This window comes from Scandinavium sp. (assembly GCF_051650185.1).
In the GTDB taxonomy this organism is placed as follows: Bacteria; Pseudomonadota; Gammaproteobacteria; order Enterobacterales; family Enterobacteriaceae; genus Scandinavium.
Genome location: NZ_JBOFIN010000056.1, coordinates 1 through 12488, shown reverse-complemented (window position 1 = coordinate 12488; position 12488 = coordinate 1). Strand labels below are relative to the sequence as shown.

Annotated in this window: 11 protein-coding genes, 1 tRNA gene and 2 pseudogenes; 6 read left to right on the top strand and 8 right to left on the bottom strand. The window is 58.1% G+C overall.

Annotation, left to right across the window (positions count from 1 at the left end; genetic code table 11):
- Positions 1 to 10: 10 nt before the first annotated feature.
- From hpxK to ACRCWW_RS06570, 3 genes and pseudogenes are all read right to left on the bottom strand, one after another.
- Positions 11 to 1243: pseudogene (hpxK, locus tag ACRCWW_RS06580) on the bottom strand (allantoate amidohydrolase); the annotation flags it as partial.
- Positions 1244 to 1253: 10 nt separating this feature from the next.
- Positions 1254 to 2486: a pyridoxal-phosphate-dependent aminotransferase family protein gene (locus ACRCWW_RS06575; protein WP_438681693.1), complete on the bottom strand. Its 1233-nt coding sequence runs from the start codon at positions 2484 to 2486 to the stop codon at positions 1254 to 1256.
- 186 nt (positions 2487 to 2672) lie between these two features.
- Positions 2673 to 3512: a MurR/RpiR family transcriptional regulator gene (locus ACRCWW_RS06570; protein WP_438681692.1), complete on the bottom strand. Its 840-nt coding sequence runs from the start codon at positions 3510 to 3512 to the stop codon at positions 2673 to 2675.
- A 113-nt stretch (positions 3513 to 3625) separates the two neighbouring features.
- Here ACRCWW_RS06570 and ACRCWW_RS06565 point away from each other — a divergent pair, with 113 nt between their 5' ends.
- The 4 genes from ACRCWW_RS06565 to hpxZ are packed head-to-tail and all read left to right on the top strand — an operon-like array spanning position 3626 to position 7160.
- Positions 3626 to 5209: a gamma-glutamyltransferase family protein gene (locus ACRCWW_RS06565; protein WP_438681691.1), complete on the top strand. Its 1584-nt coding sequence runs from the start codon at positions 3626 to 3628 to the stop codon at positions 5207 to 5209.
- Positions 5210 to 5218: 9 nt separating this feature from the next.
- The gene (gene hpxX / locus ACRCWW_RS06560; protein ID WP_438681690.1) at positions 5219 to 5407 is read left to right on the top strand and encodes an oxalurate catabolism protein HpxX; all 189 of its coding nucleotides are present in this window, start codon (positions 5219 to 5221) and stop codon (positions 5405 to 5407) included.
- Complete coding sequence (locus tag ACRCWW_RS06555) at positions 5404 to 6780, top strand: AtzE family amidohydrolase (RefSeq protein ID WP_438681689.1); 1377 nt, start codon at positions 5404 to 5406, stop codon at positions 6778 to 6780. The genes hpxX and ACRCWW_RS06555 overlap by 4 nt, the downstream gene beginning before the upstream one ends.
- On the top strand, positions 6777 to 7160 hold the full coding sequence (gene hpxZ, locus ACRCWW_RS06550) for an oxalurate catabolism protein HpxZ (RefSeq protein WP_438681688.1): 384 nt from the start codon (positions 6777 to 6779) through the stop codon (positions 7158 to 7160). The genes ACRCWW_RS06555 and hpxZ overlap by 4 nt, the downstream gene beginning before the upstream one ends.
- Positions 7161 to 7367: 207 nt before the next feature.
- Here the strand turns inward: hpxZ and puuE are convergent, their stop codons facing one another.
- The 3 genes from puuE to ACRCWW_RS06535 are packed head-to-tail and all read right to left on the bottom strand — an operon-like array spanning position 7368 to position 9804.
- Positions 7368 to 8315: an allantoinase PuuE gene (gene puuE / locus ACRCWW_RS06545; RefSeq protein ID WP_438681687.1), complete on the bottom strand. Its 948-nt coding sequence runs from the start codon at positions 8313 to 8315 to the stop codon at positions 7368 to 7370.
- A 35-nt stretch (positions 8316 to 8350) separates the two neighbouring features.
- Positions 8351 to 9088, bottom strand: a complete 738-nt coding sequence (gene hpxA, locus ACRCWW_RS06540) for an allantoin racemase (RefSeq protein WP_438681686.1) — start codon at positions 9086 to 9088, stop codon at positions 8351 to 8353.
- Complete coding sequence (locus ACRCWW_RS06535; RefSeq protein WP_438681685.1) at positions 9088 to 9804, bottom strand: GntR family transcriptional regulator; 717 nt, start codon at positions 9802 to 9804, stop codon at positions 9088 to 9090. Before ACRCWW_RS06535 ends, hpxA begins: the two co-directional genes overlap by 1 nt.
- A gap of 141 nt (positions 9805 to 9945) precedes the next feature.
- Between ACRCWW_RS06535 and ACRCWW_RS06530 the strand changes: the two genes are divergently transcribed.
- Entirely contained in the window at positions 9946 to 11415 is a 1470-nt protein-coding gene (locus ACRCWW_RS06530) for an NCS1 family nucleobase:cation symporter-1 (protein ID WP_438681684.1), read from the top strand.
- 45 nt (positions 11416 to 11460) lie between these two features.
- Here ACRCWW_RS06530 and ACRCWW_RS06525 read toward each other — a convergent pair.
- Both ACRCWW_RS06525 and dnaQ read right to left on the bottom strand, forming a co-directional pair.
- Positions 11461 to 11537: transfer RNA gene (locus ACRCWW_RS06525), tRNA-Asp, on the bottom strand.
- A 127-nt stretch (positions 11538 to 11664) separates the two neighbouring features.
- On the bottom strand, positions 11665 to 12393 hold the full coding sequence (dnaQ, locus tag ACRCWW_RS06520) for a DNA polymerase III subunit epsilon (RefSeq protein WP_438681683.1): 729 nt from the start codon (positions 12391 to 12393) through the stop codon (positions 11665 to 11667).
- Between dnaQ and ACRCWW_RS06515 the strand changes: the two are divergent.
- Positions 12347 to 12488: pseudogene (locus ACRCWW_RS06515) on the top strand (ribonuclease HI); the annotation flags it as partial. The gene dnaQ and the pseudogene ACRCWW_RS06515 overlap by 47 nt on opposite strands.

Below are 12488 nucleotides of genomic sequence, written 5' to 3'. Positions count from 1 at the left end.
AAGGTTCGAGAAGCTCACTGACCGCTGCGCTCCAGGCTTGCAGCGCCGTTGCCACATCGTCCACCAGCACAGATTCCGCAGGATGGTGACTGACACCGCCTTTGCAGCGTACAAACAGCATGCCGACCGGCCAGCGTTCCGCCAGCGCCATCGAATCGTGCCCTGCGCCACTGGGCAGCGCCAGCGCCCTGCCCTGAACAGCTTCACAAGCACGCAGCAACGTGGCCTGCAAATTCGGATCGCACGGAGTGGCTGGCGTGGTGTAGAAAATATCATGAGAGAACGCTAACCCGCGCTGGCTGGCAATGGCCTGCGCTTTTGCCAAAAGCGTGGTCAGCAGGGCTTCACGAGTCTCATCAGAAGGACTGCGGATATCGAGCGACAGCGTGACGCTGCCGGGGATCACATTGACTGCGCCCGGCACACACTGAAGTGTGCCAACGGTCGCGACTAACGTGGGATCGCTCGCTTTGGTCAGCGTTTCAATCGCGCTTATCCACTCCGCTGCCCCCGCGAGAGCATCACGCCGATGCGCCATCGGTACCGTTCCGGCATGACCAGCCTCGCCGTCAAAACGACAATGCAAACGTCGTGCGCCATTGATGGCCGTCACTACGCCAACCGCCAGATCAGCCTCTTCCAGCACCGGCCCTTGTTCGATATGCAGCTCAAGGCAGGCGCTGAAATCACCGGCTGGCCTGGAGGCACTGGCGATACGCGAAGGATCAAGCCCCGCCTTCACTAACGCCTGTTCCACGCTGACGCCCTGCGCATCCTGACAGGCCAGCCATTCCTGCGGCCAGGTTCCTGTCACTCCCCGGCTTCCCAGCAGGGTGATACCAAAGCGCGTGCCTTCCTCATCGGCAAAACCGACGATTTCGATGGCCTGCTCAGCCCGGACTTGCTGGCGGTTCAGCCAGTCGACAATCTCTATCGCCGTGAGCACACCCAGCATGCCGTCATAGCGTCCGGCATTGCGGACGGTGTCCAGATGCGAACTCAGCAGCAGCGCGGGAGCCCCTTCAGCCGCCGCTTCATAACGGCCACAAATATTGCCCACCGCGTCCTGCCAGGTGGTCATGCCCGCCGCCTCCATCCATTGCGCCACCAGGCCATTCGCCCGCAAATGCTCTGGCGAGAGATACACCCGGGTCAGTTCGCCGGGCGTTTCACTGATTTCCGCTAAGCTGTCACTTCGCACCATCACGCGTTCAGCGGCAAGACGGGCCTCTTCGGATGTCATCTGCATGAGCTTAGCCCTCGTAGGTGTCCCAGGCGGCCTGCATCGCAGCGCCCTGCGTGGTCTTATAGCCAAGACGGTTCAGCACCGCTTCCAGCGCGGTCAAGGTTTGCAGCACGCAGTCTTTGCGAGCGTTATACCCCATGGTGCCGATACGCCAGATTTTGCCCGCCAGTGGCCCAAACGAGGTGCCAATTTCGATATGGAAATCGTCGAGCAGACGCTTACGCACCTCTTCGCCGTGTACGCCAGCCGGGATCACCACGCCGAGGACGTTATTCATTTTGTGGGCGATATCGCCAAACACTTCAAGCCCCATTCCCTGAATGCCGTTGAGCATCGCGCGGCCATGCAGTTCGTGGCGGGCAATCAGCTGATCCATGCCCTCTTCCAGCATGATCCGCGCACATTCGCGGGCGGCGAACAGCATGCTGGTGGCTTCGGTGTGGTGGTTCAGGCGCTCTGGCCCCCAGTAGTCCATCACCATGCCGAGATCGAAATAGTTCGACCAGATCATTTCGTCTTCGCCATTCTGATGCGCCTCGGTACGGATGCCTTGCTCCACGCATTTCCGCGCACGGATAACGGCTTCCATTTCAGCACTGAGGGTGACAGGAGAACTGCCGGACGGGCCGCCGAGGCATTTTTGCAATCCGGCTGACACCGCATCCAGACCCCAGGCGTCACTCTCCAGAACATTCCCGCCCAGCGAAGCCGTGGCATCGGTGTAAAACAGCACGCCATGGCGACGGCAAATCACGCCTAAATCCTGCAACGGTTGCAGCATGGTGGTAGAGGTGTCGCCCTGAACGGTCAGCAGCAAACGCGGCTTCACGCGCTTGATGGCATCCTCAATCCGATCGGCGGTGAAGACTTCGCCCCACGGCACTTCGAGGGTATGAACTTCAGCGCGACAGCGGCGAGCAATTTCGCACAACAGGTGGCCGAAGCGGCCAAAAACAGGCACCAGCACTTTGTCGCCGGGGCGTATAGCGGACACCAGAATGGCTTCAATTCCCGCACGCGAGGTGCCATCGATGAGCATCGTCCAGCGGTTTTCCGTGCGGAACACGCCGCGATAAAGCGCCATCACTTCGTTCATGTAGCCCGTCATCACCGGATCGTATTGCCCGACAAGCTGACTCGCCATCGCGCGCAGCACGCGCGGATCGGCGTTGATCGGCCCAGGCCCCATCAGTAAACGGTGAGGCGGATTGATCTGAGAAAACGACTGAACATCGGGCATAGACACATCCTTTGAGCGGGAAAGGGAGGGAGTGAAACGAATGATTCTTTAATAGCGTTTTTGCAACGAACGTGCCAGAGAATTTTTTTCCGGCCTCTGCGGTTCACCGCGAAAGGCCGAGGTTATCTCAGCGTCGCTGTATCAAAACGGCACACTGCGGGAGTGCAATTGCACCATGATGGTTCACTAACGCTGCTCCAGCTCATCCAGCGACTGATAAATATCGGCAATGCGATGGATGCGCTGGCGGCCTTCGCTCAGGGTGTTATGCAGCAAGGCGTTAGCCAGTAAGTTCACCAGGCTCATGGCGCTGCTGTAGCTGTCGAACGCAGAAACGCTGTCCAGCGGGGCCGCGATATGCCAGCGGCAACGTGTTTTCAGACCTGTGGCCTGCGGTTCGCTTAGCACCAGCACCGGCACCTGCTGGCTTTGCAGGGCTTCCAGCAGCGGGCGAATCACCCGAGGACGACGCCGGAAAGCGACGACAATCACCAAATCCTGCTCGCCGAGATCAACCAGCTCTTCCGCCAGCGTCTGCCCTGGCTGCGGCATCAGGGACACGTTGCCCCGGCTTTGCAGCAGCTGCTGGCGCAGGTGAAGCGCAACCGGCGCACTGTTGCGCAGGCCAACGATAGCGATGCGTTTCGCCGTCTGCATCGCCGTGATCACCTCAGCAAACTGGTCTGCATTCAGCGCGTTGACCCATTGCGTGAGGTTTGCCATCTCCTGCTTGTAATGCCGCGCCAGCAGCGTGTTCCCCTGCACCGCATCACGGTCGCCGGTCAGCGGCATTCCGCTTTGGCGCAGGGTTCGCAGCTCATCGCGCATATCTTTGAAACGCTCATAACCGAGGTGGCGAAACAAACGGCTAACCGTTGCCTTCGATACCCCGCTAAGCCGCGCCAGTTCGGCGCTGTTGTAGCTCACCAGATCGTCGAAGTGATCCATTATAAAGGAGGCAACGCGTTGTTCCTGCGGTGATAGTTCGGTGTAACACGCCCTCAGGCGCTCATCCAGCTGCTGCATACCCTCTCCTGCAACTTTTGTTTCATCTCAGGCTGACACAGCCCGGCGCGGCTCGTCAATCTGGAACAGTTTTTGCCTGACTCCTTGCACGACGGAAGGAAGGAGCAAAAACCATGCAAAGTAATATGGCCCCGGGCGCGATGGCGGTGACCCCGCACCATCTTGCCAGTGAATCGGCGTTATCCGTGCTGCGCCATGGGGGGGATGCCATTGAAGCGATGGTCGCTGCGGCGGCCACCATCGCCGTGGTTTACCCGCACATGAACGGGATTGGCGGGGACGGTTTCTGGCTGATTGTTCCGCCGCAAGGTGAGCCCATCGCCATTGATGCCAGCGGTGCGGCAGGCGCTCTGGCGACGCTTGAGTATTACTCGGGTTACTCTGCCATTCCGCATCGCGGAGCCAAAGCCGCGTTAACGGTGCCCGGCACCCTAAGCGGCTGGGATGAAGCACTGAAAATCTCAGCCAGCCTGGGCGGCGGGCAACTCCCGCTTTCTCGTCTGCTGGCCGATGCGATTCGCTATGCGGGCAACGGCATTCCCGTGACGCAGTCACAGGCCAGTGCGACCCAGAGCAAATATCATGAACTCTCCGGGGTGCCTGGATTTGCCGGAACCTTTTTACAGCGAGGCGAAGTGCCCGCCGCAGGCACTCGTTTCTGTCAGCCACGATTAGCGAAAACGCTGACGCGCTTAGCAACGGAAGGGCTGGACAGTTTTTACCGGGGGCCGCTGGCGCAGCTTGTTGCCGAAGAGTTTCAGGCCACAGGTTGCCCGTTAACCGCTCAGGATCTTGCCAGCCATCGCGCACGCCGTCGTGTGCCGCTGAAACTCAGCCACCAGCAGGGCGAGATTTTCAATATGACGCCGCCGACGCAGGGTCTGGTCTCACTGGCAATCCTCGGCATCACCGATCATCTCGATATGGCGAATGCCGACGAGGTGCAGACCATCCATCGCATTGTCGAAGCCACGAAGCAGGCATTCGGGCTGCGCGATCGGTACATCACCGATCCGCGCCATGTCACGCTTCCCGTCCAGACGTTGCTCGAACGTGTGCCGCTACAGACCCTGGCCGAAAATATCGACGACCATCGCGCCGCGCCATGGGGAACGGGTAAAGGCCCCGGCGATACCGTCTGGCTGGGTGTCATCGACGGTAACGGGCTGGCGGTGTCGTTTATTCAGAGCATTTATCACGAGTTTGGCAGCGGCGTGGTGCTACCGGAAAGCGGCATCCTGCTGCAAAACCGTGGGGCTGCATTCAGCCTGAAGCCCGACCATCTGCTGGCGCTTGCGCCCGGTAAGCAGCCCTTCCATACGTTAAACCCGGCTGCGGCTCGCCTGAAAGATGGCCGAACCATGGTGTATGGCACGATGGGCGGCGACGGGCAGCCGCAAACGCAGGCCGCCATTTTCACTCGTCATGTGATTCAGGGCATGCCGTTGCAGGACGCTGTCTGCGCGCCGCGCTGGCTGCTCGGGCGCACCTGGGGGCAATCGACCGATTCTTTGAAGCTGGAAGGTCGTTTCAGCGAAGCCACCTTTACGGCGCTGCGAGAGAAAGGACACGACGTTGAGTGGCTGCCGGGCATGAGTGAAGCGATGGGGCATGCAGGGGCGATTGTGCGCCACCCGAACGGCATGCTTGAAGGGGCGTTTGATCCGCGCAGCAACGGCAGCGCGGCGGGATATTAAGGAGCGACAATGAACACTGACGATGTTAACTGGCCGGACTACATCCACCTGATGGAACACCTGCTCGACGTGCCGCTCGACGATCAACGTCGTGAAGAGCTGGCCTTACAGCTGAGCCGCATTGCCACCCTCGCCGCGCCCTTGATGGCTTTTCCGCTGCCGCACCGCCAGGAAGGTGCAGGAGTGTATTCACTATGACATTGAGTATTCGGGATATTCAGCAAGGATTGCGCTACAAACAATTCAGCGCCGTTGAGCTGGCGCAGCAAACCCTGGCGCGCATCGAGCGGGATAATCCGCAGGTCAATGCCTTCACGGAAGTGACCACAGCACGGATGCTTGCCGAGGCCGCAGAGGTCGATGCGAAGATCGCGAAAGATGAAGCACTCCCTCCGCTGGCGGGCGTCCCTTATGCGGTCAAAAATCTCTTTGATATCGAAGGGATTACCACGCTTGCCGGGGCGAAATTATTCAGTGACGCCCCGCCAGCCTCGAAGGATGCGTTTGCAATACGACAACTTCAGCAAGCAGGGGCTACGCTTGCGGGTGCGCTGAACATGGATGCTTATGCCTACGGTTTTACGACGGAGAACAGCCATTACGGCGCGACACGTAATCCGCGCGATCTCAATCGTATTGCCGGGGGATCGTCTGGTGGCTCCGCCGCAGCCGTCGCGGCAAAGCTGGTCAACTTCACGCTGGGCACCGATACCAATGGATCGATTCGCGTTCCGGCATCGCTTTGCGGCGTGCTGGGGCTGAAACCTACGTTTGGCCGCCTTTCCCGTTCCGGCAGCCATCCGTTCGTCGCAAGCCTCGATCATATCGGCCCGCTGGCGCGATTTGTGGACGACCTGGCGCATGTTTATGACGTCTTACAGGGGCGCGATGGCAGCGATAAGTGGCAATCGGAAAGACCCACCTCCCTGACAGTAAAATCGCTTTCTTCCGGGAAAACGCTTCGCTGCGCGGTACTGGGCGGCTGGTTTGAGCAATGGAGCGATGGCGACGCCCATAACGCAGTGGCTCGCGTCGCACGTGCGCTGCAAGCGAGTGAAGGTCTGGATCTTCCCGAAGTCGCGCTGGCCCGCTCTGCGGCTTTCCTGCTTTCCGCCGCCGAAGGCGGAAATCACTATTTGCCGGCCCTGCGTAGTGATGCCGATCGCTTTGAACCGAACTCGCGAGAAAGGCTGCTTGCTGGAGCGATGACCCCATCAGCCTGGTACACGCAAGCCCAGCGTTTCCGCGCCTGGTTTCGCGACCGGACGCTGCCTTTATTCAACGATTTTGACCTGCTGATTGCTCCCGCCACGCCCTGTTGCGCCACGCTGATTGGCGAGCCAACGATAAAGATTAACGGCGCTGAGCTTCCCACCAAAGCCAGCATGGGGATGCTGACTCAGCCCATTTCTTTTCTCGGACTCCCGGTTGTGACCGTGCCGCTAAAAGCGCAAAGTGGCTTGCCGATTGGCGTACAGCTTATCGCGGCACCGTGGCAGGAAGCACATTGCCTGCAAGCCGCCTGGCAACTGGAGCAGGCGGGAGTCCTTTATCAACAGGAAGACGTATGAATCGGGAAAATATTGACCGTCCGGCGGTGCTGAACGACGTGACCGCCGCGTTTTATCGTTATGAAGAAGCCCTGATCAGCAATGATGTCGCGGTGCTGGATGAGCTGTTCTGGGACGATGCCAGAACCGTTCGCTATGGCGCGACGGAGAATTTGTACGGGATCGCAGAGATCCGGGATTTTCGCAATTCACGCCCTTCGCAAGGTCTGGAGCGCCTGCTACGGCATACCGTCATCACCAGTTTTGGCGATGATATGGCGGTGGCGAGCACGGAATTTACGCGTGAGAACAGCGAGCGTGTGGGCAGGCAGATGCAGACATGGGTGAAGTTTCCCTGCGGCTGGCGGATTGTGGCGGCGCATGTGAGTTTGATGGGGTGAGATTGGTGCGGTCTGCTCCCCCTCTCCCCTGCCCTCTCCCTCAAGGGAGAGGGAGAAAACACAATCCCCTCACCCCGACCCTCTCCCCAAAGGGGCGAGGGAGAAAACCGGTCACTCTCTCCGGCTCTCTCAAAAGGGGCGAGGGAGAAAACCAGCTCAGAATAGTCCCCTCTCCCTTTTAGGGAGAGGGTTAGGGTGAGGGTAAAGTTACACGGCAGGGTTATACGGATGATGCTCAACCCAGTGGCGGGCGATATCTTCCCGGCGGCAAATCCACACCGCATCATGGCTTTGCACGTAGTCGAGAAAACGTTGCAGTGCCCTGAAGCGCCCCGGACGGCCTAGCAGTCGGCAGTGCATGCCGATGGACATCATCTTCGGCGACGTTTCCCCTTCTTCATACAGCACATCAAAACTGTCTTTCAGGTAGGTATAAAACTGCTCGGCCGTGTTAAAGCCCTGCGCGGTGGCGAAGCGCATGTCGTTGGCGTCGAGCGTGTACGGCACTATCAAGTGGGGCTTGCCTTCAACCGCAGTCCAGAACGGCAGGTCATCGCCGTAGTAGTCGCTGTCATACAGGAAATCGCCCTGCTCAACCACCAGCTGGCGGGTGTTTGGGCTGTCGCGTCCGGTGTACCAGCCTAGCGGTTTCTCGCCAAACAGCCTTTGCAGGATTTCGACCGCCTGCTGCATGTGCTGACGCTCGGTTTGAATATCCAGGTTCTGATAGTGGATCCAGCGCCAGCCGTGGCTGACCACGTCGTAATTCGCGGCTTTAATCGCCTCGACAATCGCTGGGTTACGCGCCAGCGCCATCGCTACGCCAAACACCGTCAGCGGCAGACCGCGCTTTTGAAATTCCTGATGAATACGCCAGAAGCCCGCGCGGGAACCGTATTCGTACAGCGAGTCCATCGACATATGCCTGTCCGGGAAACTCGCTGCGCCGATGATGTCGGAAAGAAACTGCTCGGAGCCGCTGTCACCATGGAGGACGTGATTTTCTCCGCCCTCTTCGAAATTAAGCACAAACTGGACGGCGATGCGCGCCCCGCCCGGCCATTTCGCATGGGGCGGTTGGCCGGCATAACCGGCCATATCACGAGGGTAGTTTTCGGTAAAAGGCCAAACGGGCTTGTCCGTTGCTGATTGCATGCTGATCCCACCTCTTTATCTGATGGCCGCTGGCGTCAGCTCAGGTGCCCGAAGCGTCCGCTCAGCGGCTTTTTATTAGGGTACGCAAGGTCGCCGTATTTGCTGGTGCCAAAGCCAAGCGCCAGCAGCGATTCCACCATTTTCACCGCGGCAGTGACGCCATCAATCACCGGGATCTCCAGTTCCTGAGTTAATTCCCGGGCCAGGTTCGCCATCCCGCCACAGCCCAGCACAATCGCGCCGCTGCCGTCTTCGCGCTTAGCCTGAATACAACGCTCACGTACCTTTTCCTGAGCAAGACCCGTGCCATCTTCTAGCGCGAGGACCGGTAAATCGATGGCATGCAGCGCGGCGCAGTGATGTTCAAAGCCATACTGGCGCAGCAAATGGCGCGCGATGATCACGGTGCGTGGCAGCGTGGTGACGATGGAAAAACGCGTCGCCACAAGCGTGGCCATATGCATCGCCGCTTCTGCTATGCCCACCACCGGCCCGCTTGCCAGCTCGCGTGCCGCCAGCAATCCCGGATCGCCAAAACAAGCAATGACATGGCCCTGTGCGCCCTGCGCCTGCCCTTGCTTTATTTGTTCCAGAACACCAAGAGCAGCAATGGCTTCATCGAAATGCCCTTCAATAGACTCCACGCCCTGTGTCGGGCAAGTCGCGAGGATCGTAGTGCCGGGAGCAACAACGCTGCGCGCCGCTTCAGCAATCGTATGGGTCATGGCAACGCTGGTATTCGGGTTGATCACTTGTATACAGACTGCTGACATCAGTTCTCTCCCATTCCGCCAAACAGGCGGGCAAAATCGGGTAATGTCTCTCCGCCACGTTCAAAACGCAGGCTTGAGACGATATCGTCAAAGTGGTGTTCCATTGCATGGGTCAGGGCCGCAAGATCCTTCCTTCGTAAAAGGTCGATTAGCGTGGCGTGATCGTGGCAACGACATCCTCGCTGCCACGGTGCGCCCCACGTGGCTATCACTAACGAAGAACGCTGCGTTAATCGGGTGAGCATTTCGGTCAGCACCGCGTTGCCGGAAATGGCCTGAAGCTGGATATGAAAGGCGGCAGAACAGCGTAATGCTGATGCGCCGTCGTGAGCCAGGTGCGCCTCATCTTCTTCACTCACGATGCTCTCGAGCCCGGCAAGATGCGGCGGCTGGAGATGTTCCAGCACAAACGGCAAGTTGGCGCACTCGATCATTTTTCGCGTGGCGAAGATCGCTCTGGATTCTTCCACATCCGGCGTGGCGACAAATGCACCGCGTCTGGGCGTCATGGTGATCATTTGCACTGTTGCGAGGCGAGTCAGCACTTTGCGGATCCCGGTTCGGCTGACGCCAAATACCTCCGCCAGCGCCTCTTCCGGCAGTTTACTGCCCGGTGGCAGCTGGTGTTCCACTATCGCCGTCATCAACGATTGCCAGATAAAGTGCTCTTTGTCTTCCGCCTCCGGCGAGGCGTGCAGCCCCGTTTCACGTTTCATTTCGCGCTCCCGATATCGCGTCTAAAAATCAATTTTGTATACAGTACAAGAAGTCTTCGTATACAAGAAAGCAAAAACTGGCCTGGTTCCTGCAACACCTGTCACAGAGACAACATATCTGTTTTCAGAGGAGCAGATCCCATGCCAAACCAGGAAGCAAACTACAAAGCGGGCTACAGCCCAAGACTGACCAATAATGATTTGGCCCCGACCCGCAAGCAAAGCTGGTCGTGGTACAACATCTTTTCGTTCTGGATGTCCGATGTGCACAGCATGGGGGGCTATGTGGTGGCCGCCAGCTTCTTTACGCTTGGGCTCGCCAGCTGGCAGGTGCTGCTTTGCCTGTTAGTCGGGATCTGTATTGTGCAGCTGTGCGCCAATCTGGTGGCAAAACCCAGCCAGATGGCCGGCGTGCCTTACGCCGTCATTAGCCGTCAGGCCTTTGGCGTGTTTGGCGCGAATATTCCTGCGGTCATTCGCGGGCTTATCGCCTTTGCCTGGTACGGCATCCAGACCTATCTGGCCGCCAATGCGCTGATGCTGGTTGGCCTCAAGTTTTGGCCTTCTCTCTCTTCGCTCACCGTCGGTCATTTTTTAGGGCTGTCGCACCTGGGCTGGATTTGCTTCAGCATTATGTGGGTGTTGCAGGCACTGGTGTTCTGGCACGGTATGAGCGCTATCAAACGCTTTATCGACATCGCCGGGCCTGCGGTTTACGTGGTGATGATGGCGCTGGCAGGCTGGATCCTTTGGCAAACCGGGCTGGATGGCATCTCATTTACGCTCGCCAGCAAAGAGCTCACCGCAGGGCAGCAAACCTGGCAGATGATCACCGCCACGGCCCTTGTGGTGTCTTATTTCTCCGGCCCGCTGCTGAACTTTGGCGATTTCTCTCGCTATGGGAAAAACATGCAGGAAATCCGTCGCGGCAACCGCTGGGGGCTGCCGTTTAACTTCCTGCTGTTCTCTGTGGTGACAGTGATTATTGTCTCAGGATCGCAGTCCCTGTTTGGCCGCATGATAACCGACCCTATCGAAACCGTGAGCCATGTCGGCAACAGCGTGGCGATGGCTATCGGCCTGCTGACAATGATCACCGCCACTATCGGGATCAACATTGTGGCGAACTTTGTCTCCCCGGCATTCGACTTCTCAAACTGCTCGCCGCAAAAGATAAGTTTCCGCACCGGTGGGATGATTGCTGCGGTAGGTTCCGTGCTGCTCACACCGTGGAACCTGTTCCAGTCGCCGGAACTGATTCACTACACGCTCGATGTGTTGGGCTCATTCATCGGGCCACTGTTTGGTATTTTACTGGCGGATTTTTACCTGATTAAGCGTGGCAACGTGGTGGTCGACGACCTGTTTACCGTCTCAGAACAAGGACGCTATTGGTATAAAAAGGGGTTTAACCCGAAGGCTATTGCTGCGCTGATTCCATCGGTAGGCGTTTGTCTGACCCTCAGCTTTATTCCCTCCCTGCACGAAGTTGCGAATTTCAGTTGGTTCATCGGCGCATTTCTTGGCGCAGGGTGCTACCGCTGGCTGGCTCGTCATGAGCGTGAAGGGGTGAGTGAAGGATTGGGCGATGTGGACGTCGTGAAAGACTAAAACGACGAAGGCCTGAACCATTGCTGATTCAGGCCTTCTGAATAGTGGCGGAACGGACGGGACTCGAACCCGCGACCCCCTGCGTGACAGGCAGGTATTCTAACCGACTGAACTACCGCTCCACTGTTCCCTTGGGAACGCAGCGAATATTACGGATTCCCTTCCGAGGCGTCAACGATTTTTCTCTGCTTTTGAATCGTTTGCTGCAAAATTACCCGTTCGAATAAGTAAAACACAGGGAGCCCGCTCTCAGGCGCGCCACAGGCAGCTTCCGCCTTTCTTCTGCACCAGATCGAGACGGGATTCATGGGCTGCCAGCTCTTCGTCAGTGGCTGAAATGACCCGTAACTGACTGGCAGCACGCACAACACGCTGAATCCCCATGTCTTGCTGCTGTTGGCTCTCGCCTTCCATCGAAAATTTCATCGACGTCTGACCGCCGGTCATCAGCAAATAGACGTCTGCCAGAATCTGGCTATCGAGCAATGCGCCGTGGAGAGTACGTTTGCTGTTGTCTATTTCGTAGCGGGAGCAGAGCGCATCAAGGCTATTACGCTTGCCGGGGAACATTTTACGCGCCAGCGCCAGGCTATCCGTCACCTTACAGAAGGTGTTGGTCCTGGCGATGCCCCGATTGAGTTTGGCAAACTCGTAGTCCATAAAGCCGATATCGAACGACGCGTTATGAATGACGAGCTCGGCGCCCTGAATGTAGTCGATAAACTCATCGGCGATATCAGCGAACGTTGGCTTATCGAGCAGGAACTCATCGGCAATACCGTGAACGGTAAACGCCTCCGGGTCCACCAGCCGGTCTGGTTTCAGATAGACATGGAAGTTGTTACCCGTCAGACGGCGGTTGATCACTTCGACCGCACCGATCTCGATGATCTTGTGCCCTTCGTAGTGCGCGCCAATCTGGTTCATCCCCGTGGTTTCGGTATCGAGGACGATCTGTCGGGTAATTGCAGTGCTCATATCGCTCATTTATGTCAGACTTACCGTTTACGTCGATTTCAATTACAGGAAGTCTACCAGAGATGCTTAAACAGGTAGAAATTTTCACCGATGGT

Excerpts from the sequence above, each read along its gene's own strand:
- ACRCWW_RS06575 (WP_438681693.1), bottom strand. The coding sequence starts at position 2,486 with ATGCCCGATGTTCAGTCGTTTTCTCAGATCAATCCGCCTCACCGTTTA.
- ACRCWW_RS06570 (WP_438681692.1), bottom strand. The coding sequence starts at position 3,512 with ATGCAGCAGCTGGATGAGCGCCTGAGGGCGTGTTACACCGAACTATCA.
- ACRCWW_RS06565 (WP_438681691.1), top strand. The coding sequence starts at position 3,626 with ATGCAAAGTAATATGGCCCCGGGCGCGATGGCGGTGACCCCGCACCAT.
- hpxX (WP_438681690.1), top strand. The coding sequence starts at position 5,219 with ATGAACACTGACGATGTTAACTGGCCGGACTACATCCACCTGATGGAA.
- ACRCWW_RS06555 (WP_438681689.1), top strand. The coding sequence starts at position 5,404 with ATGACATTGAGTATTCGGGATATTCAGCAAGGATTGCGCTACAAACAA.
- hpxZ (WP_438681688.1), top strand. The coding sequence starts at position 6,777 with ATGAATCGGGAAAATATTGACCGTCCGGCGGTGCTGAACGACGTGACC.
- puuE (WP_438681687.1), bottom strand. The coding sequence starts at position 8,315 with ATGCAATCAGCAACGGACAAGCCCGTTTGGCCTTTTACCGAAAACTAC.
- hpxA (WP_438681686.1), bottom strand. The coding sequence starts at position 9,088 with ATGTCAGCAGTCTGTATACAAGTGATCAACCCGAATACCAGCGTTGCC.
- ACRCWW_RS06535 (WP_438681685.1), bottom strand. The coding sequence starts at position 9,804 with ATGAAACGTGAAACGGGGCTGCACGCCTCGCCGGAGGCGGAAGACAAA.
- ACRCWW_RS06530 (WP_438681684.1), top strand. The coding sequence starts at position 9,946 with ATGCCAAACCAGGAAGCAAACTACAAAGCGGGCTACAGCCCAAGACTG.
- dnaQ (WP_438681683.1), bottom strand. The coding sequence starts at position 12,393 with ATGAGCACTGCAATTACCCGACAGATCGTCCTCGATACCGAAACCACG.